Below are 26,482 nucleotides of genomic sequence, written 5' to 3'. Positions count from 1 at the left end.
CCTTCGGTTACCTGTTTGCTTATGTCGTTTGTGCAGCGTGCTTCTTGCGATAGCCCATTGAATCGTTGATGCGCCCCAGAATATAGTCACCCGCGGCCACCGGCTGATACTTCGGATGGTCCGCGCTGGCGCCCAGATCGCGCGGATCGACGATTGCGCCGTAGGTTGGATCGTAGAACGTCGCGATCGAATAACGCTCACGCCCGGACGCGTTGATCACGCGATGAAGTGTCGAGCGAAACCGGTCGTCGGTCCAGCGCGCAAGCAGATCGCCGACGTTGACGACGAAGCTGCCCTCCACAGGCGGCGCATCGATCCACGTATCGTTAGCGATTTCACGCACCTGCAAGCCACCCACCTGATCCTGCCATAGCAGTGTGATGCAGCCGTAATCGGTGTGCGGCGCGACACCGAATTGGTCCTCGTCCGACTGAGGCGGCTGCGGCGGATAGTAGACCATCTGCGTGCGCTGCATCCGCTTCGTGTAACGCGGCGCGAAAAAATGTTCGTCGACGCCAAGACTGACCGCCACCGCGCGCAGCAGATCGGCGCCGCATGCGCCCACCGCCTCGTAGTAGCCGTACAACGCGGGACGCAGCTCGGGCATGAACTCCGGCCAGTTGTTCGGTCCGCGTAGCGCCTGGCCCGCGAGCACATCCGGGTCGTCTTCGGGCAATTCGAGTCCGATGCTGAAGAACTCTTTGTAATCAGGCCGTTTTGCCTGGTACATGGTCGCGTCGCCAAGCGCATTGAAACCGCGATGCCGATGATTGACCGCCGCGCGCCGTTTGATCTCGGGTGGAAAAGCGAAGAACGTGCGCGCCGCCTGTGCCGCCGCGTCGATTGTCGCTTGCGGCACGCCGTGATTGACGATGTAGAAGAAGCCGATCGTCGTGCACGCTTCGCTAATTTCGCGCGCCACGCGCTGCAACGCATGCGGGTCGCCCGCGCGCACGCCGGCAAAGTCAATGAGTGGAATACGGGTCACAGGCATCGCGTTGCTCCGTAGGAGGGCCGGCCGGACCGGCGGGTCGCCAGGTCATTGCAGTGGTATATACCGCCAAAAGCGTGCTCGCAAGTGAACGTGCGGCTCTTCCCATAAGGGCTTTTCTCTACTGGCGCGTTTATTTATTTCGCGCGAATACTGCGGTATATACTGCCTCGCATGACTTACGCCGAGCCGCTTTGTGCGGGCCTCGCTTTGCCAACCGGAGAATCTCATGAGCATCCTTTCAGGCTGGAAGTGTCGTTTGGTCATGCTGGCATTGTGCGCCGCGAGTGTTGCCGCTCATGCGGATGACCAGCTCGCCAAAGTGAAGAAGGCCGGTGAACTCGTAGTCGGCACCGAAATGCAGTTCGCGCCTTTCGACTTCCTCGAAAACGGTCAACAGGCTGGTTTCAACAAGGATCTGTTCGCCGAGGTTGGCAAGGAACTCGGCGTAAAGGTGCGCTTTATCGACTTGCCGTGGCCGAGCGTGCTGCCCGGCCTCGAAGCGGGCAAGTTCGATATGGTGGGCGGCCCGCTCACCGTCACCAAGGCGCGCATGGAACGCTACACATACACGCTGCCGGTTGCGGACGCCACCGACGCACTGCTCAAGCGCGCGAACGACACCGCCCTCAAGCAATCGTCGGACATCGCGGGCAAGACCGTGGGCGCCGGCAAGGGTTCGGCTCAGCTCGATCAGCTGAAGGCATATGTCGCCACATTGCCGAAGCCGCCTGAAATTCGTGAATACGTCGACAACAATCAGGCGTATGCCGACCTCGCCGCCGGCCGCATTGCCGCGGTGGCGAATTCAATGACCAACATCGCCTACGTCGCCAAACAGCGTCCTGAAACCTTCGCGGTGGTGCAGCCGCCGTTCGGCGCGAAAGTGTACTTTGCTTACTGCCTGCGCAAAGACGCCGACAGCAAGCCGCTCGCGGACGCGTTCAATGCGGCGCTCGTGAAAATGCACAACGACGGACGGCTCGCGACTTTGCAGAAGAAGTGGTTCGGCGTTGCAATGGACGCCCCGACGACCATGCCCGCGCCGAACTATTGAGTTTGTTCCAGAAGCACATTGCACGCATATTCAGCGCACGCTAGTGCCTGTTTAATGCGTACCTAACGCACATTGGCGAGGTCGACGCCCATGTTCAGCACGACCGTCTTCGTTCAGGGCATGCCGCTCCTGTTGCACGCGGCGCTTGCCACCATCGGCGTTTCGCTGACGGGCCTTTTCATCGGCTTTTTCGTCGCGGTCGGCGTGTGCGCAGCGCGCCTGTCGCCGAATCGCGTCGCGCGCAGATTCGGCGGTGCGTATGTGTTTTTCTTTCGCGGCGTGCCGATGCTCGTGCAATTGCTGCTGGTGTATTACCTGCTGCCGTTCGCAGGCATCAACGTATCGCCGCTCGTCGCCGCGATCAGCGCGGTGTCGCTGTGCTCGGCCTCCTACATTGCCGAAATTCTGCGTGGCGGTTTTCTCAGCATTCCGCCGGGGCATATAGAAGCCGCACGCATGCTCGGCCTCTCGCCGTTCGACACGCTCCGGCGCATTCTCGTGCCCCAGGCGTTTCGCCTGACGCTACCGTCGCTCGTCAATGAAATGGTGTTGCTGATCAAGGCTTCGTCGCTGATTTCGGTTGTCGGCGTGGCGGAGTTGACCCGCACCGCGCAGAACATCGCCGCGAGTACTTACAGACCGCTCGAGGCATATCTTGCCGCCGGGCTTATTTACTTCGTGATTTGCGGTGCGCTCGCGCTGATCGCGCATGCCGCCGAGTTCCGTCTGAAGCACGCCTGATCGGCCCGGAGCCTTCGCTATGCAACAGTTCGATCCCACCGTCATCACGCACAATCTTCAGCCGATCGCAGCGGGCCTTGCCACCACGCTCGGCACCTGGGCCGCGGGAGTCGTGATCGGCATGGTGATCGGCTTTCTGATCGCGGTACTGCAGCTCTTTTGCGGACGCTGGGTACGCGGTCTGTTGCGCTTCTATATCGAGCTATTTCGCGGCACGCCATTTCTCGTGCAACTGTTTCTGCTCTACTACGGCGGCCCGTCGTTCGGCCTCACGCTCGAACCGATGACAGCCGGCGTGCTCGGTCTGGGCCTCTATGGCAGTGCGTATTTCGCCGAAGCATTTCGCTCCGGCTTTCAATCGGTGCCGCCCGGTCATCTCGAAGCGGCGTCGTGTCTCGGCCTGACGCGCACACAGGCCGTGTGGCGCATCCAGATGCCGCAAATGCTGGTGTTGATAGTGCCCGCGCTGACCAACCTCATCATCGTATTGAGCAAGGAGACCGCTGTGCTGTCCATCGTCACGGTCCCCGAGTTGACGTTCGTGCTGACCGGCATCGGCTCGGCGAGCTTCGCTTTCGTGGAAACGCTGCTCATGCTGTGCGTGTGCTATCTCGCGCTCGTCGAACTGACGTCGCGCGCGGGCATGTGGGCCGAAACCCGCATCGCGCGTTTCATGGCATAAAAGGAATCGGATCACTTCATGAACGCTATCGCCGACATGCCCTCCTCCGTGTCCGCCGTTCACGCCCGACATGGATCGCCGCTGATCCAGGTGCGCGATCTTCGCAAGCGCTTCGGCGAAGTCGAAGTGCTGCGCGGCGTCGATCTGGAGATTGCCCGCTCCGAGGTGGTATGCATCATCGGGCCTTCCGGATCGGGCAAGAGCACACTGCTGCGGTGCCTCGCTGCGCTGGAAACATACGATCACGGCGACGTGCGCATCGAAGGCGAACTGCTCGGCTATAGCGAGCGCAACGGCAAGCGCGTGCGTGCGACGCAGGGCGAAATCAATCGCGTGCGGCGTAACGTCGGCATGGTATTCCAGCAATTCAATCTATGGCCGCACATGACGGCGCTCGGCAACGTCATGGAAGCGCTGCTGCGTGTGCGGCGTCTGCCTCACGCCGACGCGCGCCGCCGCGCGAACGCGATGCTGGAAACAGTGGGCCTCTCGAATAAGGGCGACGCGTACCCGGCGAAACTTTCAGGCGGCCAGCAGCAGCGCGTCGCGATTGCGCGAGCGCTCGCAATGGAGCCGCACATCATGCTGTTCGACGAACCCACTTCGGCGCTCGATCCCGAACTCGTCGGCGAGGTGCTGCAAGTGATGAAGCAACTCGCGCGCGACGGCATGACGATGGCCGTCGTCACTCATGAAATGGGCTTTGCCGCGCAGGTCGCGGACAAAGTCATGTTCATCGACCAAGGGCGCATTGCGGTTCAGGGCCAACCGCGCGAAGTTTTCCATGACGCCGGACAGCCGCGCTTGCGGCAGTTCCTGCAGAACTACTTCGACCGCAACGCTTTCTGGGCGCGCGGCCCAGACGACGCAGAGCCGCTATGAACGCGCGCCCTGCCCCGACCGCATTGCGCGGACAGTAACCAGGGGCTGCCGATGTCCTCCATGCTTCGCGGCAAGAGCCACAAAGCCCACAGCAAGCCGCCAGCCGCCGCGGTTCGAAGCACGCGCGACGCGACTGCGGGTACGAGCGCTGCAGGTGAAGCGCCGGCTGCACGCTACGAGCAGGTCAAGCAGCATATTCTTGGCATCATCGAATCGGGCGCGCGTCAGGCCGGCGAGCGTCTGCCCTCCGAACTGGACCTCGTTTCGACGCTGGGTGTTTCGCGCATGACCGTCAATCGCGCGCTGCGCGAGCTGGCGCACGAAGGGCTCGTTACGCGGGTGTCGGGCGTCGGCACCTTCGTCGCGCAAGCAAGACCGCAATCCACGCTCCTGATGATCGCGCATATCGGCGATGAGATTCGCTCACGCGGACACGAATACAGCTACCGTACCGTGCTTTTGCAGCGCGAGACGGCATCTGTCGTCGTATCGAATGCGTTAGGGCTCGCGCCGGCCGCTTCGGTTTTTCATGTTGTTTGCGTGCACCGTGAGAATGGCTTGCCGGTGCAACTGGAGGATCGCTACGTGAATCCGGCCATTGCGCCGGATTTTCTGCAGCAGGATTTCTCGGCGATCCGGCCGTCGGAGTATCTGTTCGAAACGGTGCCTGCGCACGACGTCGAACACATTGTCGACGCGGGGTTACCGACTCAGGCCGAAGCCGGACTACTCGAAATTCGCGCGGAAGAACCGTGTCTCACGCTCGTGCGTCGAACCTGGACGAGCGGTGTTGCGGTGACGTTCGCGCGGTTCGTACATCCCGGCTCGCGGTACCGGCTCGGCTGCCGCTTTTCGCCGGATATGTCGCAACGGCAAGGCTGACGCGCCACGCGTCACAACCTGGTTTCCCGCCGTGCCGGTGCACGTGCTGACCCGTCACACATTGCCCGCCAGATGAAAGCGCGACGCCGGATGCCACAACTGCACGGACGTCGCCACGTCTTCGCCGACCCACGTACGACGCCATAGTTGCAAGCACGGCTCGCCAATTTCCATTGACAGATGACGGCGCACATACGCGTCCGGCTTCTGCGCGTAGATGCGAAACTCCGCGCGCTGGATGGGTGCGAGGCGCACCATGTAATGATTCGGCGTCTCGATGGTGAAGTCCTGCTGCAGATACTCGGGGAACACCTTCGGGTTCACGTAGCGATCCTCGTACTGGATCGGCTCGCCCTCTTCGCTGTGCACGATGCACGAGTGGAACGCCGGGCCGCTCGACAGGCCGAGCGCTTCGAGCGCCTGCGGGTCGTCGCTCGGTTCGAGCGTCAACACGCGGGCCGAATGACGATGACCGCGCGCGGTGATTTCATCGGCGATATTGCGGATTTCCAACACCGTCGACTCGTAGCGCTGCGGCGCGACGAACGTACCGGAACCCTGCACACGGGTCAGCACGCGCTCCGTGGTCAATTCGCGCAACGCGCGCGAGACCGTCATGCGAGCGACGCCGAACTCCTTTACCAGTTCCGTTTCGGACGGGATCAGTCCGCCCGGCTTCCAGTCGCCTTCGCTGATACGCCGGATCACATAGCGCTTGATCTGTTCATAGGCGGGCATTGCTTTCGCGGGCGTCTCCTTGCACACGGCGCGGTCCGCGTTGCCGCCATTTGCCGCGCTTATTTGCGGGGCGGCTTGTGAAACTGTCTCCGCGCTTTGTTGTGCGCGCTTCTGCTCATTTGTAGTTGTGTTCACTCCGACCTCGTGGGTGGGTTTCGGATCGCATCCGTTGTACCGCTTGTACGCCCCGCAGTAAGTCCCTTGGGGACACCTCGGTCGGTTCGCCGGCGGGTAAGCCCGCTCACCGGATATGTCTCTGTCAGGCCACGTGAGCGACGACCGGCACGCTGCCTGCAATGGCGACATGGCCCGCTACATTCATCACGCCCGCGCTATCGCCCACACTATTTGCGGCGGCTGGGAGGTTACTCGCCGCTGCGACCTTCCCGATAGACGCGTCCGCAACCACACTGAAATTGCGCTGCCTCAGCTTGTCAGGGCCAGGCAACGGCGGCGGCGCCTCGCCAGCGATCATCCGGAACGCCACGCTCATGTCGTCAGCGAGCGGACGGTCGTCGCGATACGTCGGCACGATCTGCCGCACGCGCTGCCACAACGCCTGCGTATGCGGCGCCGGTGGGGCGTCGGTGGCTTGCAGGTCGTAGGCCTGCGCCGCGGCCAGCAGCTCTATCGCGACGATCCGCCCCGCGTTGTCGATGATTTCCAGCGCCTTCAATGCGGCAGGCGTGGCGTGGCACAGATGATCTTCCTGCAAGCCCGACGTGATGCCGCCGTCGAGACTCGCTGGCAGCGCGAGCCGCCGGTTCTGCGCGACCAGCGAGGCCGCCGTGTACTGCGCGATCATGAAGCCCGAGCAGGTACCGCCAGGCTCGGCCAGAAACGCAGGCAAGCCGCTCACCAGCGGATTGACGAGACGATCGAGCCGCCGTTCGGCCATTGCGGCGACCTGCGCGATGGCGGTGGCGAGACTGTCCATCGCAAGCGCAATGGATGCGCCCACCGCATGGGCCTGCGAATAGACGCGCGGATCTTCCGGCGTGCCCGCGACAATCGGGTTGTCGGTGATCGACGCCAGTTCGCGATCGACCACGTCCGCGGTCGCGGCGAGCACGTCGCGCGCCGCACCGTGCACGTGCGGAATGGTGCGCATGCTGAGCGGATCTTGCGTGCGCTGGCCGACCACGGCCGCGAGAATGCCGCTGTCGGCAAGCGCGGTCCGCATCCGCTCGCCTACGAGGTTCAAGCCCGGCGAGATGCGCAGCGCGAGCGAATCTTCATCGAACGCTGCCAGTTGGCCGCGCAGATTCTCGAAGCTCATGGCCGCGACGACATCGGTCCAATCGAGCAGACGCACCGCGCGTGCAAGCGCCAATGCGGCAAGCCCGGTCACGCAAGGCGTACCGTTGATCAGGCTGAGGCCTTCCTTCGCTTCCAGCACGAGCGGTTCGCGGCCGAGCATGTACAACGCGTCGCGGCCCTTCATACGCTCGCCGCGATATCGCACATGACCTTCGCCGATGCACACCAGCGCGATGTGCGCCATGTGGCTCAGATAACCGACCGAGCCGAACGCCGGCACTTCAGGCAAGCAGTCGGCATTGAGCAAGGCCACGAGTTGATCCGCGACCTCGATACGGATGCCCGAGTGCCCATGCGCGAAATTGTTGACGGCGGCGGCCATGATCGCGCGCGTCTCGGCGACACCGAGCGGCGTGCCGACACCGACTGCGTGACTCATCAGAATGTTGCGCGACAGCGTGCGCTGTTCGGTGGGCGACACGATTACGTCGCACAACGCACCCACGCCCGTGTTGACGCCATACGCTCGAATGCCGCGCTCGACGATCTGTTGCACCAGGACATGCGCCGCCGCAATGCGCGCGCGCGCGTCGGCGGAAAGTTCGAGCGGCTCCCCGGCGGCGACCGCCGCCACCTGGGCCCAGTCGAGAGGACGATCGGAACGAATCACGGCCATGATGTTGCTCTGCTCGGTAGAGTGCGTGGCGATACGGATTAGTTGGTCGTGCGGTCCTGATGACTCGACACGAATTGACGGAAGCGCTCCGACTTGCACTCGACGAATACTTCGTCAGGCGTGCCGTCGGCTTCCACTTGGCCCTGATGCAGGAACATCACGCGGTTCGACACGTGCCGCGCAAAACCCATTTCGTGCGTGACGACCAGCATCGTGCGCCCTTCTTCGGCAAGCGAGCGCATGACGCGCAGCACTTCGCCAACGAGTTCGGGATCGAGCGCCGACGTGGGTTCGTCGAACAGCATCACTTTGGGATGCATGGCAAGAGCGCGCGCAATCGCCACACGCTGCTGCTGGCCGCCCGACAGATGCGCCGGATAATGGCCGCGCTTTTCCGCGAGACCGACTTTCGCGAGCAGCGCCTCGGCTTCTTCCACCGACTCGGCGCGGCTGCGCTTTTGCACGCGCATCGGCCCTTCGATCAGGTTTTCGAGCACCGTCATATGCGACCAGAGATTGAAGTTCTGGAACACCATGCCGAGCTGCGAACGCACGCGGTCCACCTGGCGGCGGTCGCTCGGTTGCAGCTTGCCGTCGCCGCGGCGCTTCATTTTCAGTTCTTCTCCGGCGAGCGCGACGGAACCGTCGTCGGGTGTCTCCAGCAGATTCAGGCAGCGCAAGAAGGTGCTTTTGCCCGAGCCGCTCGCGCCGAGAATCGAGATCACGTCGCCTTGATGAGCGTCGAGCGAAATGCCTTTGAGCACGTGGTGGTCGCCGAACGATTTGTGAATGTTCTTGACCGACAGTGCAACGGGTGCCGTAGCGTTCATGGAATTCTCCAGGTTCATCCGGAATGGCCGGCGCTCAGGGCGCGGCGCGGCGTGCTTCGGTAGTGGCGGACACCGGGCGGCTCGGCGCGGTCTGCTTCGGCGCCGCACGCAGATGCCGCGACAGGCGCGTTTCGAGCATGCCGAGTGCGCGAACGATAATGAAGTTCAGGAACAGATAGATCAGCGCGGCGCAGATAAACACTTCCGTCGTGCGATACGTTTGCTGAATGATCTGCTGTGCGACGCCGGTCACTTCCCACACGGTAACGAGACTCGCGAGCGCGGTGGACTTGACGAGCAGTACGGCTTCTGTCGAATAAGCAGGCAGACACTGGCGCAGTGCAATCGGGCCGATCACGCGGCGCAGCAGCCCAAAGCCCGACAGACCGATCGAGTAACCCGCCTCGATCTGGCCGACCGGCACGGCCATCAGGCCGCCGCGAATGATCTCGGCCGTATAACCGGCGGTACAGAGCGCGAGCGATAAAACAGCGCACATATACGGCTCGCGCAGCACCGGCCACATGAAGCTCTCGCGAATCACGCCGAACTGCCCCATGCCGTAGTACACGAGGAACATCTGGATCAGCAGCGGCGAGCCGCGGAACACGAGGATATAAGCGCGCGCGAAACGGTTCGGCAGCCAGTGCGGCGACACGCGCATCGTGACGATCACGAGCGACAGCAGCCCCCCGAGAACGAGCGAACAGAAGAACAGGCCGAGCGTGGTCGGTACGGCGGCGAGCAGTTGCTTCACCGTATCGAGCAGAAAATCGAAGTCGAAGTTCATGATGCCGTCGCCGTCAGTTGCGCGCGAAGTTGCGCTTGAAGGACCGGCCCACGCGTGCCTCGGCGTGGTTGAAGACCCGGTTCGAGATGCTGGTCATCAGCAGATACAGCGCGCCGCCGACCACGAAGAACGTGAAGTATTGATGCGTGGAGCCCGCCGCCACCTGACTTGTGCGCAGCAGTTCGGCGAGACCCGTGACCGAGATCAGCGCGGAATCTTTCAGGCTCAGTTGCCATACGTTGCCGATGCCGGGCAAGGCGAAACGCAGCACTTGCGGAATCAGGATGCGGCGCGCCATGGTGAGGGTAGGCATGCCGATGGAGCGCGCCGCTTCGAGTTCGCCGCGCGATACCGCGAGCACCGCCGAGCGATACACCTCGGCCTGATAAGCGCCGGAAATCATGCCGACAGCGAGCGCGCCGATCACGAACGGCGGCACGCCGACGAAGCCCTCGGCGCCGAACCACTGGCCCACGGTCGTCACGAGCGTCGAGCCGCCGAAGTAGAACAGGTAGATGACGAGCAGTTCGGGCACGCCGCGAAACACCGTCGTGTAGATGTCGCCGATCACGCGCAGTGTGCGCAGACGCGACAGCTTAGCCGCAGCGACCAGGGCGCCGAATACGGCCCCGACCGCGAGCGCCGCGAGCGTGAGCGCGACAGTCATCAACGCCGCGAGCAGCAGCACGCCGCCCCAACCTTCCGGCCCGAAGCCGAGCATCTGTATCAGAGCCATTGCCTACCTCCCGTCTTGACGGACGATGAAACAGCTGCACGCGCGAGCTCGCGCCCACGCATGCAGCATTCGTGCAACGCCTCGTGAATCAGGGCGTGACGTCGGTCTTGAACCACTTGGCGGACAGCTTCTTGACGGTGCCGTCGGCGAGCGCCGCGCTGATCGCGGTGTCGAATTTCGCTTTCAGGTCGGCGTCCTGCTTGCGGAACGCGAGGCCTTCACCCGGGCCCCAGATCGGACCGCCGATCTTCGGGCCGGCCATTACGATCGATGCGGTTTCCTTCTTGTCGATGTTCGCGGCGTAGTACGTCACGTCGTCGAACGACGCGTCGATACGCCCGTTCGCCAGATCGAGATCGCGCTCGGGCGACGTCTTGTAGACGCGGATCGTGGCGATGTCCTTGAAGCCGTCGTTGATGAACTTGGTATAGACGGTGCCGGACTGGATGCCGATGGTCCTACCCTTCAAATGCTTGCGCAGCGCGTCGACGGTCGGCTGATCGGACTTCGGATCGCCCGTGAGCTTGACGACGCCCGCGTCCGCTGCGGCCTTGGGCAGCACCTTGGCGTCGGCCACCGCAAACGTAGCGGGCGTGGCCGCATACGGCTTCGAGAACGCGATGATTTTTTCGCGCTCCGGCGTGATCGAGATCGCATCCATCAACACGTCGAACTTGCCGGCTTGCAGACCCGGGATCATGCCGTCCCAGTCTTGCGCGACGAGGTTGCATCGCAGCTTGATGCGCTCGCAGAGGTTCGCAACCAGTTCAGGTTCGAAACCCCCGAGCTTGCCGCCGGGCAAGGTCAGGTTCCACGGTGCATAGCCGCCCTCGAGCGCGATCGTCACCGTCTTCCATTCCTTCGCCTGCGCCGGTGCGCCCAAAATCGCCGCGGCGCCGAGCACGGCGCCGATCAATGCTTTTGCTGCCGTGGTGCGTTTCACTTTCACGTCGAAACTCCTTTGATTGAGTAAACCGTCGAACCGGAATGCGAACCAGCGTTTTGAGCGCCGCTGAATTTGTATAGACAAGTCTGCATGAGTCAAAAAGCCGTCGCAAGGGGATTCTTGGAAAAATTGCGCGATCATCGGGTAAGCCCCTATAAGGAGCGGCGAATCGGGGCTTTCCGAGGGGATCGGCGGCGAAGGCGTACACCTGCCGGGTCGCAGCGGATGCGTCGGCATGATGCACTTTGTCTAGACAGGTTCGAGGAATGCAACGCGGAGGTGCGCTGCGCGGACACGTCGGCGAGATGAAAGGACCGACGGCGCGGGCGAGGAATTACGCGGAATCGGCCGGCGTGCGCACGCGCTCGAAAATCTCCGCCAGGTCGATGTCGCCGGTCTTCAGACCGAAGCGATCGTGCAGACAGGCCGCGAGTTCGTCAACGCTTGCGAGGCGCTGCTCGCGGAAAATACCGCCGTCCGCCGCGCGCTCGTTCAGTTGATCGTTCAGCAGCGTGAGGCGCGTGTCGTCCAACACGCGGCACACGATGAGATTGTTCGCGAAGACCGCTTCCGGCGATGTCGAGGTGTACCAGTTCGACGTTTCGTAATCGATCCACTCGACCGGATGCAAATCGAAGCGATAGACGCGCGACCACGTTTGATCGCGCGCCTGCACTTCGAGATACAGCGCGTCGTGCGAGGCGTCGGCGAGACGGAAGATGCCCAGGTCCGTGCGTTGCGCAAGGCCCGGCGTCAACCGCACCGGCGATGTCAGCGTAACGCTGCCGAAACCCACGTCCGCGATCCATGCTTCGTTATCCACATCGATTCGCAGCACCATGTGCGTACGAGGTGGAACCGCGTCGGGCTCCCGGCCCCACAGCACTCGCCCAAGCAACGGCGTGACCTGAAAGCCCAGTTCGATCAGTACGTTCGCGAGCAGCGCGTTCTGCTCGAAGCAGTAGCCGCCCCGGTGATCGTCGACCAGTTTTCTTTCGACGGATTCCAGTTCCAGCTTCACTGCGCGACGCGTGAGCGGATTCAGGTTTTCGAACGGAATGGCTCGCGGATGCAACCGGTGAATTGCCTTCAGCACCTCGAGCGTCGGCGCACGCGGGCCCGTATAACCGATGCGCTCGAAGTAATTGTCGAGATTGAGTGTGTGTGACATGGGCGTCGTCCGTCTGATTCTAGTTGCGCTACTGCCCGCCTCCGAGCGCCGACTTCGCGATCGACGGCACGCTGATACCGTTGCTCGTTGCGAACTGTACCGCGGAACTGAGCGTCGACATCAGCGACTGCAACTGCCCCGGCGCCGATTGCGCGATATACGACGCGCTCTGCGCGGTCTGCGGATTCATGCCGGCCTGCAGCAGCGAAGCAGGATTCATCTGCCCGATGCTGCCGAGGCCCGACTGCAAGCTCGAATACTGGCTGACGCCTTTACCGAGCGACGCCAGCCCGTCGGTGAACGCCTGCTTGTTCACTGGCGTTTGCGTTGCGTTGCCCGTTCCACCCGCACGGCTGGCAAATGCCTGCGTCAACGTTTGCGACAGCGACTGCTGCGTGCTGCCCACTTGCGTCAACTGGCTGACCGACGGCGTACCGCCGCTCAGCAAGCCGGCGGCCTGCTGCGCCTGTCCGGCCGCGCTCGACAGACCCATTGCGGACGCAAGCGACGACTGCCCGCTCAGCACCTGCTGATTCGCACCCACATACGTTTGCAACAACTGCGATATGCCGCCAGACGATGCCGCGCCAGCATCCGCGGATGTGTCCCCGCCACCAATGCCAAACTGTTTCAGATTCAACTGTGCGTTCGAAACGCCGCTTGCGAAAAGACCGGCGCTCGCCAGCAACGAAATCAGAAGGACACGCTTCATATGTAACTCCCTTGTAAGAGACTGCGGAAACTCGTGCGGTTCGACAAGCCGCACCGTTACGCGTTCGCACGAATTTTCGACGCGTGAGTCCCGGCATGCTGGCGCCAGTCATTTGCATCTCGTTGACGCACCGGTACATGCCTCGGTACGATCACGCCCATTGTCCGGTTCGCGCGAACCGATGCCGGCCTGCGCCCGGTTAAATGGCTATTTAACGCCGCGGCGCACGAAAGCAGTCGATAACAACATTCAAGGCATTTTGATGAAGCTCGCCCGATCCATTCGCCCCGTTGCATCCTTGCCTGTCCGCTTCGAATTTCTGTCATCTGGCAGCAAGGCGGCCGGGCGCAGCCGCACGCGTTCGTTTCGGCGCATAGCGTGGTGCACGGCGTTCGCGTGGGCTTGCACTTCGGGTGCGGCAATGGCGCAAGGCGATGCCAACGCAGGCGCAAATGCCGACGCCGCGCAAGACGCAAGCGAAGCAAGCGGAGCAGCAGGCGCGGATACGGGCAAAGCCGCAGCCAGCGAGACCGGCTTCTGGAGCCGCGACCAGATTTTCGGCGATATGGGTGGCTTGCGCCCGTGGCTCGGCAAATATGGCGTGAGCTTCGCTCTCACTGAAACCAGCGAACTGCTTGGCAACCTGCGCGGCGGCCTCGCGCGCGGCGCCGCGTACGACGGCGTGACTACCGCGACTGTCCAACTGGATACCGACAAGGCGTTCGGCTTGCCGGGCGGCCAGTTCAACGTGAGCGCATTGCAGATTCACGGCGGCAATTTCAGCGGTGACAAACTCGGCACGCTGAATACGGCAAGCGGCATTGAAGCCGAAAACAGCACGCGCCTGTGGGAGCTGTGGTATCAGCAGTCGTTCCTGAACAAACGGATCGACGTGAAGGTCGGTCAGCAAAGTATCGACCAGGAGTTCATTTCCAGCACGTACTCCGCGCTTTTCATCAACACGATGTTCGGCTGGCCCGCGCTGCCCACTTACGACATGCCGTCGGGCGGGCCGGCGTACCCACTGTCGGCGCTCGGCGTGCGCGTGCGCGGACAGATCACGCCTTCGTTGACGGCGCTCGCCGGTGTGTTCGACGGCGATCCGCTCGGCAACAATCCTAACAACCGCAGCGGGACTAATTTCAACCTGCATAACGGCACGCTGTTCATCGGCGAGTTGCAGTATGCGATCAACCAGCCGGCAGACAGCGACACGCCGCCTGCGGCGAGCACTGCCGGAGGCGGACTGCCGGGTACCTACAAGATCGGTGTCTGGTACAACAATGGCCACTTCGCAGATCAACGCTACGACAGCAACGGTGTGTCGCTAGCAAGTCCCGCGTCAACGGGCGTCGCGGCGAACCATCGCGGCGACTACAGCTTCTACGCAGTGGCCGATCAGATGATCTGGCGGCCCAACCCGGGCGAAGCGCGCAGCCTCGGCGTGTTCGCGCGCGTGATGGGTGCGCCGGGTGACCGCAACCTGGTGAGCGTCGCGGCTAATCTGGGCGTCGTGCTCAAAGCGCCGTTCGCCGGCCGCGACAATGACAGCGCGGGTCTGGCGCTCACGTACATCAAGATCGGCAACCACGCACACGGAATCGATCAGGATAACCTGGCATTCAGCGGCGGCCCGTACGGTGTTCGCACGAGTGAAACCGCGCTCGAAGCGACCTACCAGTACCAGATCGCCCCGTGGTGGATGCTTCAGGCCGACGCGCAATACACCTTCAACGCGGGCGCCGGTCAGAATCCGAACGATCCGACGAAGCCGCTGCGCAACACGTTCGTCGTCGGCCTGCGCACCAACATCACGTTTTGATTCGCATCGCGCTGCGACCGAAAAGCGTGAAGTCGTCCGCACCCGTTCACTGGGCGGCCGCCGAGCCGCGCGGCTGGTTGCGTAACGACAGATCCTGAACCATCTGCGCTGCCAGATAATCGCAGGTCGGCCTGTCTGACTTCGCGCTGCGCGCGACCACGATTTCCAGCGGCTCTATCTTCGGCAAGCCTTGTGCTTCGCCGAGAATAGCGAGGCGCGGCGGCACACTGCAACGCGTGAGCGCCACCACCGACAAACCCGCGTCCACCGTTGCGACGAGGCCCATCAGGCTCGCGCTGCTGAATGCCGCGCGATAGCGAATCCGCGCGCCGTCGAGCGCGGCCAGCGTATGCTGGCGCGCCACGCAGCCGGGCTCGTACAGCCCGACGGGCAACGGCGACGCTGCCAGTACCGGCGTATCGACGCTAGCCCCTACCCACACCATCGGCTCGCTGCGAACGAATTCGCCGCGCAATTTGCGGTCGCGCGTGACAAAGGCGAGATCGATCTTGTTGTCGGCCAGCATCGGCGCGAGCGAAGTGCTCTGCGCGCAAACGATTTCGATTTCCACGTGCGGGTACAGATTCGAAAATCGCCGCAAGACCGGCGACAACAGCGACGACACGTAATCGTCCGGCGCGCCGAGCACCACGCGTCCGGTAACTTCGGGCCGAACGATCGCCGACCACGCTTCCTCGTGCAATGCCAGCACGCGCCTCGCATATTCGAGCAGCGTATTGCCGGGCCGCGTGAGCGACAGGTTGCGCGTGTTGCGCGCGAACAGCGTGGTGCCGAGCATGGCTTCGAGCCGCTTGATCTGCATGCTGACCGCGGCCTGCGAGCGGTGAACAATTGCCGACGCTTTCGTGAAACTGCCTGTATCCACGACCGCGACGAAAGTGCGCAACAGATCGGCGTCGAACTCGGGGTGCATGATTTATCAATCCCGCTTATGGAATTTCTCAATTTAATTCGTTTGTGATCGCCGCGCAACCGGCGCAATACTTGGCTGCATCACTTCACGGAGACGATCGGCATGACCCTCACCCAACGTCAACAGGGCGCCATCACGTTGGCCGGCGGAGGGCTGCTGATGGGCACGCTCGGCGTCTTTGTCGAGGAAGCGCGACTCGGCGCGCTGACACTGGTGTTCTTTCGTTGCCTGTTTGGATTCCTCTCGCTGGCCGCGTACTGCGCATGGAAGGGCTTCTTCACGCGCGCACATTTCACACGGCGTACGGTCGTACTCGCGCTGATCTCCGGCGTGCTGATGGTCACGCAATGGGTCGGTTTTTTCGATGCGATCCATCGCACCAGTATTGCTGTCGCGACCGTGGTGTTCCACGTGCAGCCCTTCTGGGTCGTGCTGATCGGCGCCGCGCTCTTCAACGAACGGCTAGGCGCCGATCGGCTTGGCTGGATCGCGACCGCGTTCGTCGGGCTCGTGCTCGCGTCGGGTGTGGCGGCCACGGAAAATCTGCAAGGCCATACGAGCTATCTGATCGGCATCGGCGAAGCATTGGGCGGCTCGGTGCTCTATGCGAGCGTCACGTTGATCGCCAAGGGACTCGGCGACTTGCGCCCGCACCTGCTGACACTCGCGCAATGCGCGGTGGGTGTGGTGTTCCTGCCGATCATCGCGCCGTTTATTGCGCCCTTTGATGCCGGGCACATTGGGGCAATGCAGTGGTTCTGGATCGTCGGCATGGGCGTGCTGCACACGGGGCTCTCGTATGTGCTGATCTACGGCGCGTTGCCCAAGCTCACCACGCCGATCATCGCGGTGCTGCTGTTCATCTATCCGCTCACCGCGATTGCCGTCGATGCGATCGTGTACGGCCGCGCGCTTTCGCTGCCGCAACTCGCGGGTATGGCGCTCATCGTGATTGCGAGTCTCGGGGTGAATCTCGGCTGGCCGCTTGTTTCGTTGCTGCTCCCGCGCCGGCGCGCGCGGGGTCATGCAGAGTGAGTTGACGTTCAGGCTTGGTGGCAGACAAGTGCCGGCAAACGGCCGGCACCGCGCTGCGAAGCCCGTCGAATTTACTGCGGCAGCACTTCACCCTTCGTCTCCGGCGCGAACGGAATGACAAACAGACCGGCGACGAACACGAGCGCCGTCAGAGCCACCGGCACCCCAAGCGTGTGCATGTGAAGAACCGCCGCGCCAAGCAGAAAGTTCACGCCCGCACCAACAAACCGTCCGAACGACGTACAGAACGCAAACGCCGTCGCACGCACGCGTGTTTCGAACTGCTCGGGCAACCACAAGCTGAACAGCGCGAAGTTGCCGCCGAAGAAACCCAGCACGAACAGCCATGCGATGAAAGGCGCGAGCCCGTTCGGCAAATAGAAGGCCCAGCCGAAACTGCCGGTGATCGCCACCGCCATTCCCGCGAAGTAGAACGCTAGCGTCTTGCGGCGCCCGAAGCGTTCAGCGAGCGGCGGCAATGCGAGGCATCCGAGAATCGTGCCGATGGACAGCAAGCCCGTTGCGAGCGACGCCATTCTGATCGCATCGTTCTTCGCCATCCCCGCCTTGGACGCAAGCTGAATGACGGCCGACGGCTCATACACGGCCCCCGCCCACAAACCGATAATGGCAATCGTCAAGAGAATGCACGCGACCCATGTGCGTCGCCGGTAGGCCGGTCCCAGGATCTCGCGCAGCGGTTTCGCGCGTTCAGCGTTCGCCTCGGCCTTCTGCCATTTCTCGGACTCCTTCACGCGCAACAAAATCAGAATCGCGACGACGACCGGCACGGCTCCCGTCAGGAACATCGCACGCCAGCCGAAATGCACGCCAATCGTGTAGTTGAGTGCCGCGGCCAGGAAGAAGCCCGCGTAATACCCCGTTTGCAGATAGCCGGCGCCCATCTTGCGACGATCCTCCGGCCACGCTTCCGCCACGTAGGTGCCGGCGAGCGCCCATTCCCCGCCTATGCCGACTCCCGCGATGAAGCGATAGATTCCCAACTCCCACACGTTGTGAGAGGTCGCGGCAAGCCCCGTAAAAATCGCAAATGTGAAGATCGTGCCCGCCAGCACCTTGGTTCGTCCAAAGCGATCGGCGAGCGGCCCCCATATGAAGGACATGCCCCAGCCGACCAGGAACAGCGCAAACAGAATAGAACCGGCCAGCCCGATGTTGGCGGGCGTCGCCGCGTAGCCGGAGCGCGGCAATAGCTCGGTCAGCGCCGGCGTGAGCACGAGCGCGTAGATGAACGAGTCCATGCCGTCGAGCGTCCAGCCGGCCCAAGCGCCCCAAAAACCCGCAATCTGCGAGCGATTCAACGGCGTGCGGCGCCGTGCGGCCGACGTGCGGTCGGTGAGTGAACTCATCGTGCTCCTCCTGCCTGCTGTTACCTGCATATGAAAGGGAAACGACCGGACGCGAGCTGTCGTGAAGCCATGGTTGCCGTACAAGCCCACAGCACCCTGCGGGGCCCGGAGAGAAATTCCGGGTTTGCCCGCGTTTAATTCGCGTCGTTTTATATATAATATTTGAACCATGAACGACGCAACAGATGGTTTTCCCCTGGATGCCCCCGTGCGCGCTCCGCTTCTTCCTGCAGCCGCGCCACGAGAGAGCACGTCCCGCGTAATCGCGGAGGCGTTGCGCGAGGCAATTATCGACGGCACGCTGGCGCCCGGCGCGCCGCTGCGCCAGGACGCGCTCGCCCGGCACTTTTCGGTTAGCGCGATCCCGGTGCGGGAGGCCTTGCGCCTGCTGGAGACCGAAGGCTGGGCGAAGGTCGCGGTGCACAAGGGTGCGACCGTCGCGCCCTTGTCCGCAGATGAAGCGCGTGAAATCTACGAGATCCGCTCCGCGTTGGAGAGCCTTGCGATCGGGCTGGCAATACCCAGACACACGGCGGCCACGCTGCGCGAATGCGCGGCGCTGTGCCGCGCGGCGGAGCGCGAGCCGGACCCGTCGCTATATGTTGCGCGCAATGCCGAGTTCCACATGAGCCTGTATGCGCCGGCCGCGCGTCCTCAGCTCGAAGACCTGATCCGCGTGCTGCATCGGCGTGGCGAACGGTATCTGCGCCTGAAATTCGGTCTGCCTTCTTACAAGGGCGAATCCGACAATGAACACAGCGAATTGCTCGACGCCGTGCAACGGCGCGACGTGCCGGGCGCGCAAGCGCTAGTCGTCGCGCACCTGCTCGGCACGGGCGATCTGCTCCACCGTTTCCTGACCGAACGCGCGCAGGCGGAAGCCGCGCTCGCGAACCGGCCCAAGCCGCGCGGCAGACCCCCGCGCATCACCACCGGGAGCTGATTGAGCCGATGAATCCATCCGCCGAAGCGTCATCCGCCGCACGTTCGTGGACCACGCGCCGCGACGAAAAGAACCGCCGCCTCGCCGTTATCGCGCCATGGCTCGAAGACGGCGTCCTGCCGCCCAACCGCATCGTAGATGCACTAGAAACGCTGATCCAGCCAGGCGACCGGGTCGCGCTCGAGGGCGACAACCAGAAGCAGGCGGATTTTCTGTCGCGCTCGCTGGCGAAGGTCGATCCGCAGAAGCTTCACGACGTGCATCTGCTCATATCGAGCATCAGCCGCCCCGAGCATCTGGCGCTGTTCGAACGCGGCATCGCGCATAAAGTGGATTTCTCGTTTGCCGGGCCGCAGAGCTTGCGCGTCGCGCAACTGCTCGAAGACGGGCAACTGGAAATCGGCGCAATCTACACGTACGTCGAACTTTACGCGCGCATGTTCGTGGACCTGACGCCGCACGTCGCGCTGCTTTGCGCAGAAAAAGCGGACCGTCACGGCAATCTCTACACGGGCCCGAACACCGAAGACACACCGACCATCGCGGAGGCCGCCGCGTTTCGTCACGGCATCGTGATCGTGCAGGTCAACGAGATCGTCGATGAACTGCCGCGTGTCGATATTCCAGGCTCGTGGGTCGACGTCGTCGTGCAAGCGGACCGGCCGTTCGCGGTGGAGCCGCTTTTTACGCGCGATCCGCGCCATATCGGCGATCTGCAGGTGCTGACCGCGATGATGGTGATACGCGGCATCTATGAACCGTACGGCGTGAGTTCTCTGAACCACGGCATTGGCTTCGACACCGCGGCGATCGAGTTGCTGCTGCCCACCTACGGCGAGTCGCTCGGCCTGAAGGGCAAGATCTGCCGCAACTGGACGCTTAATCCGCATCCCACGATGATCCCCGCGATCGAATCGGGCTGGGTCGACAGCATCCATTGCTTCGGCAGCGAAGTCGGCATGGAGGCGTATATCGAGGCGCGTCCGGACGTGTTCTTCACCGGCAACGACGGCACGCTGCGCTCGAACCGCGTGCTGTGCCAACTGGCCGGCCAATACGGCGTCGACCTCTTCATCGGCTCGACGTTGCAGATCGACGCGGACGCCAATTCATCCACGGTGACGCGCGGACGTCTCGCCGGCTTCGGCGGAGCGCCGAACATGGGCCACGATCCGCGCGGCCGCCGTCATTCGAGCGAAGCGTGGCTCAAGCTTCTCAAGGATCAGGGGCCCGTGTCGCGCGGTCAGAAGCTCGTGGTGCAACTCGCGGAGACATACAAGAAAGGCGGCGAGCCGACCTTCGTCGACGAACTGGATGCCGTCGCCGTGGGTGCGAAAAACGGCATGCCGATTGCGCCGGTCATGATCTATGGCGACGACGTGAGCCATGTCGTCACCGAGGAAGGCATCGCGCATTTGCACAAGGCCGAAGGCATCGACGAACGGCGCGCCGCGATCGCCGCCGTGGCCGGCGTGACGCCGATCGGCTTGCGTGCGAGACCTGAGAAAACTGCCGAACTTCGCCGGCGCGGCATCGTCGCGTATCCGGAAGATCTTGGCATTCGCCGCGGTGAAGCGAAGCGCTCGCTGCTGGCGGCACGCAGCATCGACGATCTGGTCACGTGGTCGGGCGGTTTGTATGCGCCGCCGGCTCGCTTCAGGAGCTGGTGATGAGAGCCGCTGCTCTTTTGTTCGAGCGCGATGAGCGGTCGCCTACACACTCTGGGCAAGCCGTGCAAGTCGGGCCCGCGCAGTTGCCGGGCGCTCGCGTCAGCAAGCCTACCCAGAAGCTGCTCACCGACGCGGAACTCGCCCATTACGCCGTGACCGCGCTAATCGACGAAGCCGAACTCACGCCGAAGCCCGCGCTCGTCGATCGGCGCGGCAGCGGCGCGCATCGCGACCTCGACCTCGCAATCATGCGGCGCTCGGCGCATGCGCTCGAACCGACGTTTGACGCGCTAGCGCGCACGGCGCGCCGCCGCGGCGAACCGTCGGCGCTATTGCGCACCGAACTCGCGCAGATCGGCCGCGCGGGCGAGCAGGACATGCTGCGCGCGACAGGCGGCAGCAACGCGCATCGCGGCGCAATCTGGATTGTCGGCCTGCTGGTCGCGGGCGCGTCGTTGCAGCAGACCGCGAGCCGGCTCGACGCATCGGGCATCTGCCGGCGCGCGGCGCAGATCGCCTGCTTCCCCGACCGCTTTGCCGCTGCCACCGACAGTCACGGAGAGCGCGTGCGGCAGCGCTATCAGGTCGGCGGCGCACGCCGCGAAGCGCAAGAAGGCTTTCCGCATGTGATCGGCACGGGCTTGCCCGCGTTGATCGCGGCACGCGAACGCGGCATCGCCGAAGACGCCGCGCGCGTCGACGCCCTGCTCTCGATCATGGCTTCGCTTGACGACACCTGCCTGCTGCATCGCGCCGGTCTCGACGGCTTGCATGCCGGTCAGCGAGGCGCGCAGCGCGTGGTGCAAGCCGGTGGCAGCTCGACACGCGAAGGCCAGATCGCCCTCGCCGCACTCGAACAGCAATTGCTGTCGCTCAACGCATCGCCCGGCGGCGCAGCCGACCTGCTCGCCGCCACCCTCTTTCTCGACATGCTGGCGCATCACGACGCCAGCGGGAGCTGAGCCACATGGAACATCTGACCTTCGACTATCCGGCGCAACGCGCCGTCACGACCCGCGCGCATGTCGGCGTGGTCGGCTCGGGCGATCTGGAAGTGCTGCTCGCCCCCGCCGATAACGCCAACGCGCTGACCGCGCATGTCGTCGTGCGCACGAGCGTGGACGGCTACAGTCACATCTGGAAGAGCGTGCTCGACCGCTTCTTCACTCGCTACGACGGTGCCGCGCAAATCGAAATCAACGACTTCGGTGCGACGCCCGGCGTCGTGGCATTGCGGCTCGCCGAAGCCGTCGAGGCCGCCGAACAGGGAGACGACGCATGAGCACGCTTGCCAGCACGCATGCCGCGCCGCTGCTGCGCGACAGCTTCATCGAGCTGCCCGCTCGCGAGCGGGCCCGCTCGTTGCTCGATGCGGGCACCTTCCGCGAATTGCTCGGCCCATTCGACAGGATCGAGTCGCCCTGGCTGCCGCTGCAAGGCGTCGTTTGCCAGGCAGACGACGGCGGCGTGATCGCGCGCGGCACGATCGACGGCGAGCCCGCTGTGATCGCCGCGATCGAATCGGCGTTTCAGGGCGGCAGCATCGGCGAAGTATCGGGCAGCAAGATCGCCGCTGCTCTCGAACTGGCGCTGCGCGATTGCGAGCGCGGCAAGATCGTGCGGCCGGTCGTGCTGTTCGAAACCGGCGGCGTGCGCCTTCAGGAAGCCAACCTGGGCCTCGCTGTGATCGCCGAGATGCAGGCGGCAATCGTTGCGCTGCGTCGTCATGTGCCGGTGGTCGGCGTGATCGCGGGCATGGTCGGCTGCTTCGGCGGCATGTCGCTCGCGGCAGCGCTGTGTTCGTACCTCGTCGTGACGAAACAGGGCCGGCTCGGCATGAACGGGCCCGAGGTGATCGAACAGGAAGCCGGCATCGAAGAGCTGGATGCAAGCGACCGGCGCCGCGTGTGGCAGCTGATCGGCGGAGAACAGCGCGCGGCGACGGCGCTCGCCGATAGCCTCGTCGACGACGACGCCGAGGCCGTGCGCGCCGCCGTGCGTTCCGCGTTCGCGCTCGGCGTGCCGCCAGCACACCGAAGCGAACAGGTCGATGTGTTCTTGCAACGGCTTGCGCGGATCGACCCGGCCAGCGTGACGCCGGAAAGCATGCGCGAGGTTTATTCGACGAAGCAAGACGCCAATCAGCCGCGCAAGGAGCAAGCATGAGCGACACCCAACTGAGCCGCGGCGCGCGCTGGTTCCACGCGCTCGCCGGCGATTCCCGTAGCGCGGCGCCGGTGTGGAGCGGCGATGCGCCGCTCGGCGACGAGACCGCGCGCTTCATCACCGTCGTGCCCGATCCCGCCAACCGCTTTCCGCGCGCGACCGACAACGTGGTCGGTCTCGAACAAGGCTGGCAACTTGCACGAGCGGTCCGCGAAACAATCGCGGCGGATGCGGCGAGCAGCACGCGCCGCCCTATCGTCGCAATCGTCGACGTGAAAAGCCAGGCGTATGGCTATCGCGAGGAAATGCTCGGCATTCACCTCGCGTGTGCCGCCGCCGTCGACGCTTATGCATCGGCTCGCGATGCGGGACATCCGGTTATCGCGCTGATCGTCGGACCGGCGATGTCGGGCGCATTCCTCGCACACGGCTATCAAGCGAATCGCATTGTCGCGCTCGATGCACCCGGCACGATGGTCCATGCGATGGGCAAGGAAGCCGCCGCGCGCGTCACCCGTCGCACGGTCGAAGCACTCGATGCACTCGGCGAAACCATTGTGCCGATGTCGTACTCAATGGCCTCGTTTGCGAAGCTCGGACTGCTCGATCAACTGATAGAAGGCATCGACGCGGATGCACCTGACGCCGCGCAAATCAAGCGCGTACGGCAGGTGTTGTGCGAACAGATCAGCAGCGCACGCACGGGCAGCCGCAACCTGTCGCGGCGGCTGGAATCGGCGGCCGCGCAGAAGAGCCGCGCGGCGTCTATCGAAGTGCGCCGGCGGCTCGCTGAACAATGGGATGCCGTGTAATGCGTGTCTGTGCCGCGCCGCCCTTCACCGCGCAGTCCGCTGCGCCGTGCGCCGGGTCGTCTGATACACGTTGGCGGCCGCACGACCTGCTGCACTTGCGGCGTCTCGCTACGTTCGAAGGCGAACCCGCATGGGTCCGCGACGCTTTCGAGCGCGCGCCGTATGCGGTCGTGCGGCGTGCGCTTACCGCGCTGGGCGTCGTCGCAGTCGGCGTGCGCGGCGCGCAGCGCTCGCAGCGGTACGGCACGTGGGTGGCATCGGCGGAGATCGTCGAAGCAACCGCGCCCGAAGCGCTCGTGCGGAACGAGCCGCTCGCGGGGCGCGCCGCATTGCCCGCCTTTGTCGCGCTCGCCGCGTTGCAGCGGGATTCGACCAGCGCATTGAATCGACTCGTGTGGGGCCCCACCGGAAGCGCGGGTTTTGAACTGGCAACGCGGAGAAACACAGTGTCGGAATCGAGCGACCTGGATCTTTTGATTCGGACACCGGAACGATTATCGCGCGATTGCGCCGCAGACTTGCTGAACCGGTTCGACGCGCTCTCGCGACAAACCGGCATTCGCATCGACGCGCAACTGGAAACGCCGGCAGGCGGTGTCGCATTAACCGAGTGGGCCGCGGGCAAAGCACGCGTGATGGCGCGCCACGCAAGCGGTCCGCAACTGCTTGCCGATCCGTGGGCCGCCGTTCAGCCGACCGACGTCTGATGCTCGCGCTGATCTTCCCCGGCCAGGGTTCGCAGACCGACGGCTTCCTGCATCGGCTGCCGCCACATCCCGCCGTGCATGCGACGCTCGACGAGGCTTCCAACGTACTCGGCATCGACGTCCTTTCGCTCGACACACCCGATGCATTGCGCTCGACCGTTGCCGTGCAGTGCGGCCTGACCGTGGCGGGGGTGGCCCTCGCCCGCGCGCTGGCCGATGAAGGGCTGTCGCCCGAGATGAGCGCCGGGTTGTCGGTGGGCGCATATCCGGCGGCGGTGAGCTGCGGCGCGCTCGCCTTCCACGACGCATTGCAGATGGTCCACCGTCGCGCCGAACTGATGGAGGCCGCCTACCCATCGGGCTACGGTCTCGCGGCAGTGTCGGGGCTGACGGAGCACCAGCTCGCAACGCTCGCCGCCCAACATGCCGACGCAGGCGAGCCGCCCGTCTACATCGGCAATGTGAACGCGCCGCGGCAGATAGTCATGGCGGGTGCGAACGCCGCGTTGGACAGCTTCCTCGCCCGCGCGGTAGCGGCGGGGGCGCGCAAGGCGACGCGCCTTGCGGTCAGCGTGCCTTCACATTGCGAATTGCTCGCGAACGCAAGCAACGAACTGTCGGCCTACGCGCGTACCCTTCACTTCAGCGCGCCGCAAAGTATTTACATTGGCAATCGCGGTGGCCGCCCTTTATACACGGCTGACGCGATTCGCGACGACCTTGCGACCAACATGCGCTACACCGTGCGATGGTTCGACGCGCTCACCGTCATGCAGGAAATGGGCATGCGCGTCGCGATAGAAGCGCCGCCCGGCCAGGTGTTGACCGACATCACGCGCGAACACTATCCCGACATCGCCGCGCTCGCGGCCAGCACGCTTCCGCTCGAACGCCTGACGGCGACAGCACAGCGGCGCCTCGAAACCAGATAGGCAAGCCGCGCCTCACTGGCGCTTCTCGATCAACTGCCGCCCCATCGCTTTCGCATACGCATCGCAGGCATTGCGCGCAACGCGCGCCGCTGCAAGCACGCCGACGTCGGCATCGTCGCGGTAGTACATCGCCACGTTGATCGGCGGCGGCAACGGACGCACCTGCAACTGCCCCAACTCTCCGCTCGTCAGATACGGCTCGACAAAAAGCGCGGGCACAGCCGCGATGCCAAAGCCGTCGCGCAATAGTTTGACGATGACCGCGACCGACGGCATGCACGTCACCTGCGTATCGGCGAGCGGTACGCCCGCGCGCGTGGCCAGCGTGTGCACGATGGTCTCCACCGCGATTTGCGGCGCCGTGCCGCGGCCGAACGTGAGTACCGGTTTGCGCAGCAGCGCCCCGACATGCTTCGCACGGCTCGCGGGAATCAGGTCGCTGCGCGCGATCCAGCGCACCGGATAACTTGCCAGCAATGCCGACACAATCGATGTCTCGCGCTCGCCCGCTTCTTCCACCTGGATCACGAGATCGAGTTCGCCGGCGCGCAGGCGAGGTCCGAGCACGGCGCTCGGATCGACGGTCAGGTCCACGACTATGCGGTGGTACTCCAGGTTCAGCATGCGGATGTAGTCGGGCAACCAGCTATGCACGACCGTCTCGATCACGCCGAGGCGCAGCCGGGTCGCCAACTGCGTTTCGTCCTGTGCGGCCAGTTGCAGCGAACGCGTGGCCTGCACCACAGAGCGCGCGTGCGCAAGCAGCCGCTCGCCATTTGCGGTGAGCTTGAATTCGGGCGCATCGCGTTCGATCAATTCGACGCCGAGCTCCGACTCCAGCGTCTTGATACGCAGTGAAATGGCGGCGGGCGTTGCGTGCATCGCCGCCGCCGTCGCACGAAAACTGCCGAGCCTGGCGAGCGTCAGAAATGTTTCCACGAAGCGGGTATTCATTGCATGTGGTCTCGCAATAAAGCGGATGAACAGGCGGCATGAT

The 26,482-nt window shown here is 64.0% G+C and carries 27 protein-coding genes; 15 read left to right on the top strand and 12 right to left on the bottom strand.

Going from position 1 to position 26,482, the window contains the following annotated elements; genetic code table 11:
- Positions 1-19 precede the first annotated feature (19 nt).
- A complete protein-coding gene (locus OH764_RS22090; protein ID WP_288827778.1) occupies positions 20-994 on the bottom strand; it encodes an isopenicillin N synthase family dioxygenase in 975 nt (324 codons plus the stop codon).
- A gap of 226 nt (positions 995-1,220) precedes the next feature.
- Here OH764_RS22090 and OH764_RS22085 point away from each other — a divergent pair, with 226 nt between their 5' ends.
- From OH764_RS22085 to hutC (OH764_RS22065), 5 genes are all read left to right on the top strand, one after another.
- Positions 1,221-2,048 (top strand): type 2 periplasmic-binding domain-containing protein, encoded by an 828-nt coding sequence (locus OH764_RS22085; protein ID WP_498850800.1) that lies wholly within the window; start codon positions 1,221-1,223, stop codon positions 2,046-2,048.
- A 90-nt stretch (positions 2,049-2,138) separates the two neighbouring features.
- The gene (locus tag OH764_RS22080; protein ID WP_498850799.1) at positions 2,139-2,789 is read left to right on the top strand and encodes an amino acid ABC transporter permease; all 651 of its coding nucleotides are present in this window, start codon (positions 2,139-2,141) and stop codon (positions 2,787-2,789) included.
- Between the two features lie 19 nt (positions 2,790-2,808).
- The gene (locus tag OH764_RS22075) at positions 2,809-3,471 is read left to right on the top strand and encodes an amino acid ABC transporter permease (RefSeq protein WP_087754507.1); all 663 of its coding nucleotides are present in this window, start codon (positions 2,809-2,811) and stop codon (positions 3,469-3,471) included.
- 18 nt (positions 3,472-3,489) lie between these two features.
- On the top strand, positions 3,490-4,353 hold the full coding sequence (locus OH764_RS22070; RefSeq protein WP_498850798.1) for an amino acid ABC transporter ATP-binding protein: 864 nt from the start codon (positions 3,490-3,492) through the stop codon (positions 4,351-4,353).
- Positions 4,354-4,404: 51 nt separating this feature from the next.
- Complete coding sequence (hutC, locus tag OH764_RS22065) at positions 4,405-5,235, top strand: GntR family transcriptional regulator (protein ID WP_498850797.1); 831 nt, start codon at positions 4,405-4,407, stop codon at positions 5,233-5,235.
- Positions 5,236-5,289: 54 nt separating this feature from the next.
- On the opposite strand, the gene hutC (OH764_RS22060) is transcribed toward hutC (OH764_RS22065), so the two are convergent.
- From hutC (OH764_RS22060) to OH764_RS22025, 8 genes are all read right to left on the bottom strand, one after another.
- Complete coding sequence (gene hutC, locus OH764_RS22060; protein WP_027780245.1) at positions 5,290-5,973, bottom strand: histidine utilization transcriptional repressor HutC; 684 nt, start codon at positions 5,971-5,973, stop codon at positions 5,290-5,292.
- Positions 5,974-6,232: 259 nt separating this feature from the next.
- A complete protein-coding gene (locus OH764_RS22055; RefSeq protein WP_498850796.1) occupies positions 6,233-7,909 on the bottom strand; it encodes an HAL/PAL/TAL family ammonia-lyase in 1,677 nt (558 codons plus the stop codon).
- 38 nt (positions 7,910-7,947) lie between these two features.
- Entirely contained in the window at positions 7,948-8,739 is a 792-nt protein-coding gene (locus OH764_RS22050) for an ABC transporter ATP-binding protein (RefSeq protein WP_020070309.1), read from the bottom strand.
- A 34-nt stretch (positions 8,740-8,773) separates the two neighbouring features.
- Positions 8,774-9,529, bottom strand: a complete 756-nt coding sequence (locus OH764_RS22045) for an ABC transporter permease (RefSeq protein WP_498850795.1) — start codon at positions 9,527-9,529, stop codon at positions 8,774-8,776.
- A gap of 13 nt (positions 9,530-9,542) precedes the next feature.
- Positions 9,543-10,265, bottom strand: a complete 723-nt coding sequence (locus OH764_RS22040; protein WP_027780247.1) for an ABC transporter permease — start codon at positions 10,263-10,265, stop codon at positions 9,543-9,545.
- A gap of 88 nt (positions 10,266-10,353) precedes the next feature.
- A complete protein-coding gene (locus tag OH764_RS22035) occupies positions 10,354-11,214 on the bottom strand; it encodes a transporter substrate-binding domain-containing protein (RefSeq protein ID WP_498850794.1) in 861 nt (286 codons plus the stop codon).
- A 331-nt stretch (positions 11,215-11,545) separates the two neighbouring features.
- Positions 11,546-12,382, bottom strand: coding sequence for an arylamine N-acetyltransferase family protein (locus tag OH764_RS22030; protein WP_498850793.1), 837 nt, complete (start codon positions 12,380-12,382; stop codon positions 11,546-11,548).
- 28 nt (positions 12,383-12,410) lie between these two features.
- Entirely contained in the window at positions 12,411-13,094 is a 684-nt protein-coding gene (locus tag OH764_RS22025; protein ID WP_214881613.1) for a hypothetical protein, read from the bottom strand.
- A 262-nt stretch (positions 13,095-13,356) separates the two neighbouring features.
- Here OH764_RS22025 and OH764_RS22020 point away from each other — a divergent pair, with 262 nt between their 5' ends.
- Positions 13,357-14,916, top strand: coding sequence for a carbohydrate porin (locus OH764_RS22020; protein ID WP_498850792.1), 1,560 nt, complete (start codon positions 13,357-13,359; stop codon positions 14,914-14,916).
- Between the two features lie 46 nt (positions 14,917-14,962).
- On the opposite strand, the gene OH764_RS22015 is transcribed toward OH764_RS22020, so the two are convergent.
- Positions 14,963-15,850: a LysR family transcription regulator gene (locus tag OH764_RS22015; RefSeq protein WP_498850791.1), complete on the bottom strand. Its 888-nt coding sequence runs from the start codon at positions 15,848-15,850 to the stop codon at positions 14,963-14,965.
- 102 nt (positions 15,851-15,952) lie between these two features.
- On the opposite strand from OH764_RS22015, the gene OH764_RS22010 reads away from it, so the two are divergent.
- Positions 15,953-16,885, top strand: coding sequence for a DMT family transporter (locus OH764_RS22010; RefSeq protein ID WP_498850790.1), 933 nt, complete (start codon positions 15,953-15,955; stop codon positions 16,883-16,885).
- A 71-nt stretch (positions 16,886-16,956) separates the two neighbouring features.
- Here OH764_RS22010 and OH764_RS22005 read toward each other — a convergent pair whose 3' ends face one another.
- Positions 16,957-18,255 carry an MFS transporter gene (locus OH764_RS22005; protein WP_498850789.1) on the bottom strand — a complete coding sequence of 433 codons (1,299 nt, stop codon included), beginning with the start codon at positions 18,253-18,255 and terminating at the stop codon, positions 16,957-16,959.
- A 169-nt stretch (positions 18,256-18,424) separates the two neighbouring features.
- Between OH764_RS22005 and OH764_RS22000 the strand changes: the two genes are divergently transcribed.
- Genes OH764_RS22000 through mdcH form a run of 8 tightly spaced genes read left to right on the top strand, consistent with a single transcriptional unit; the run spans position 18,425 to position 25,485 of the window.
- Positions 18,425-19,198, top strand: a complete 774-nt coding sequence (locus OH764_RS22000; protein WP_410802524.1) for a GntR family transcriptional regulator — start codon at positions 18,425-18,427, stop codon at positions 19,196-19,198.
- Positions 19,199-19,206: 8 nt separating this feature from the next.
- Positions 19,207-20,868, top strand: a complete 1,662-nt coding sequence (mdcA, locus tag OH764_RS21995) for a malonate decarboxylase subunit alpha (protein WP_498850788.1) — start codon at positions 19,207-19,209, stop codon at positions 20,866-20,868.
- A complete protein-coding gene (locus OH764_RS21990) occupies positions 20,868-21,830 on the top strand; it encodes a triphosphoribosyl-dephospho-CoA synthase (RefSeq protein ID WP_498850787.1) in 963 nt (320 codons plus the stop codon). Before mdcA ends, OH764_RS21990 begins: the two co-directional genes overlap by 1 nt.
- Before the next feature lie 5 nt (positions 21,831-21,835).
- A complete protein-coding gene (locus OH764_RS21985; protein ID WP_027780258.1) occupies positions 21,836-22,150 on the top strand; it encodes a malonate decarboxylase subunit delta in 315 nt (104 codons plus the stop codon).
- A complete protein-coding gene (locus OH764_RS21980; RefSeq protein WP_498850786.1) occupies positions 22,147-23,034 on the top strand; it encodes a malonate decarboxylase subunit beta in 888 nt (295 codons plus the stop codon). Before OH764_RS21985 ends, OH764_RS21980 begins: the two co-directional genes overlap by 4 nt.
- Positions 23,031-23,846 (top strand): Clp protease/crotonase-like domain-containing protein, encoded by an 816-nt coding sequence (mdcE, locus tag OH764_RS21975; RefSeq protein WP_498850785.1) that lies wholly within the window; start codon positions 23,031-23,033, stop codon positions 23,844-23,846. The genes OH764_RS21980 and mdcE overlap by 4 nt, the downstream gene beginning before the upstream one ends.
- Complete coding sequence (locus OH764_RS21970; protein WP_498850784.1) at positions 23,846-24,553, top strand: phosphoribosyl-dephospho-CoA transferase; 708 nt, start codon at positions 23,846-23,848, stop codon at positions 24,551-24,553. The genes mdcE and OH764_RS21970 overlap by 1 nt, the downstream gene beginning before the upstream one ends.
- A complete protein-coding gene (mdcH, locus tag OH764_RS21965) occupies positions 24,553-25,485 on the top strand; it encodes a malonate decarboxylase subunit epsilon (protein ID WP_498850783.1) in 933 nt (310 codons plus the stop codon). The genes OH764_RS21970 and mdcH overlap by 1 nt, the downstream gene beginning before the upstream one ends.
- Positions 25,486-25,497: 12 nt before the next feature.
- On the opposite strand, the gene OH764_RS21960 is transcribed toward mdcH, so the two are convergent.
- Positions 25,498-26,439: a LysR family transcriptional regulator gene (locus tag OH764_RS21960; protein ID WP_498850782.1), complete on the bottom strand. Its 942-nt coding sequence runs from the start codon at positions 26,437-26,439 to the stop codon at positions 25,498-25,500.
- Between the last annotated feature and the right edge of the window lie 43 nt (positions 26,440-26,482).

It is taken from the genome of Burkholderia sp. M6-3 (genome assembly GCF_050858985.1).
Classification (GTDB): domain Bacteria; phylum Pseudomonadota; class Gammaproteobacteria; order Burkholderiales; family Burkholderiaceae; genus Paraburkholderia; species Paraburkholderia caledonica.
This window is presented reverse-complemented; position numbering and strand designations above follow the sequence as displayed.

Excerpts from the sequence above, each read along its gene's own strand:
- OH764_RS22015 (WP_498850791.1), bottom strand. The coding sequence starts at position 15,850 with ATGCACCCCGAGTTCGACGCCGATCTGTTGCGCACTTTCGTCGCGGTC.
- OH764_RS22005 (WP_498850789.1), bottom strand. The coding sequence starts at position 18,255 with ATGAGTTCACTCACCGACCGCACGTCGGCCGCACGGCGCCGCACGCCG.
- OH764_RS22030 (WP_498850793.1), bottom strand. The coding sequence starts at position 12,382 with ATGTCACACACACTCAATCTCGACAATTACTTCGAGCGCATCGGTTAT.
- OH764_RS21980 (WP_498850786.1), top strand. The coding sequence starts at position 22,147 with ATGAGCACGCTTGCCAGCACGCATGCCGCGCCGCTGCTGCGCGACAGC.
- OH764_RS22080 (WP_498850799.1), top strand. The coding sequence starts at position 2,139 with ATGTTCAGCACGACCGTCTTCGTTCAGGGCATGCCGCTCCTGTTGCAC.
- mdcH (WP_498850783.1), top strand. The coding sequence starts at position 24,553 with ATGCTCGCGCTGATCTTCCCCGGCCAGGGTTCGCAGACCGACGGCTTC.
- OH764_RS22010 (WP_498850790.1), top strand. The coding sequence starts at position 15,953 with ATGACCCTCACCCAACGTCAACAGGGCGCCATCACGTTGGCCGGCGGA.
- OH764_RS22075 (WP_087754507.1), top strand. The coding sequence starts at position 2,809 with ATGCAACAGTTCGATCCCACCGTCATCACGCACAATCTTCAGCCGATC.
- hutC (WP_027780245.1), bottom strand. The coding sequence starts at position 5,973 with ATGCCCGCCTATGAACAGATCAAGCGCTATGTGATCCGGCGTATCAGC.
- OH764_RS22085 (WP_498850800.1), top strand. The coding sequence starts at position 1,221 with ATGAGCATCCTTTCAGGCTGGAAGTGTCGTTTGGTCATGCTGGCATTG.
- OH764_RS21990 (WP_498850787.1), top strand. The coding sequence starts at position 20,868 with ATGAGAGCCGCTGCTCTTTTGTTCGAGCGCGATGAGCGGTCGCCTACA.
- OH764_RS22000 (WP_410802524.1), top strand. The coding sequence starts at position 18,425 with ATGAACGACGCAACAGATGGTTTTCCCCTGGATGCCCCCGTGCGCGCT.
- mdcE (WP_498850785.1), top strand. The coding sequence starts at position 23,031 with ATGAGCGACACCCAACTGAGCCGCGGCGCGCGCTGGTTCCACGCGCTC.
- OH764_RS22045 (WP_498850795.1), bottom strand. The coding sequence starts at position 9,529 with ATGAACTTCGACTTCGATTTTCTGCTCGATACGGTGAAGCAACTGCTC.
- mdcA (WP_498850788.1), top strand. The coding sequence starts at position 19,207 with ATGAATCCATCCGCCGAAGCGTCATCCGCCGCACGTTCGTGGACCACG.
- OH764_RS22020 (WP_498850792.1), top strand. The coding sequence starts at position 13,357 with ATGAAGCTCGCCCGATCCATTCGCCCCGTTGCATCCTTGCCTGTCCGC.
- OH764_RS22050 (WP_020070309.1), bottom strand. The coding sequence starts at position 8,739 with ATGAACGCTACGGCACCCGTTGCACTGTCGGTCAAGAACATTCACAAA.
- OH764_RS22040 (WP_027780247.1), bottom strand. The coding sequence starts at position 10,265 with ATGGCTCTGATACAGATGCTCGGCTTCGGGCCGGAAGGTTGGGGCGGC.
- OH764_RS22055 (WP_498850796.1), bottom strand. The coding sequence starts at position 7,909 with ATGGCCGTGATTCGTTCCGATCGTCCTCTCGACTGGGCCCAGGTGGCG.
- OH764_RS22070 (WP_498850798.1), top strand. The coding sequence starts at position 3,490 with ATGAACGCTATCGCCGACATGCCCTCCTCCGTGTCCGCCGTTCACGCC.
- OH764_RS21970 (WP_498850784.1), top strand. The coding sequence starts at position 23,846 with ATGCGTGTCTGTGCCGCGCCGCCCTTCACCGCGCAGTCCGCTGCGCCG.
- OH764_RS22025 (WP_214881613.1), bottom strand. The coding sequence starts at position 13,094 with ATGAAGCGTGTCCTTCTGATTTCGTTGCTGGCGAGCGCCGGTCTTTTC.
- hutC (WP_498850797.1), top strand. The coding sequence starts at position 4,405 with ATGTCCTCCATGCTTCGCGGCAAGAGCCACAAAGCCCACAGCAAGCCG.
- OH764_RS21985 (WP_027780258.1), top strand. The coding sequence starts at position 21,836 with ATGGAACATCTGACCTTCGACTATCCGGCGCAACGCGCCGTCACGACC.
- OH764_RS21960 (WP_498850782.1), bottom strand. The coding sequence starts at position 26,439 with ATGAATACCCGCTTCGTGGAAACATTTCTGACGCTCGCCAGGCTCGGC.
- OH764_RS22090 (WP_288827778.1), bottom strand. The coding sequence starts at position 994 with ATGCCTGTGACCCGTATTCCACTCATTGACTTTGCCGGCGTGCGCGCG.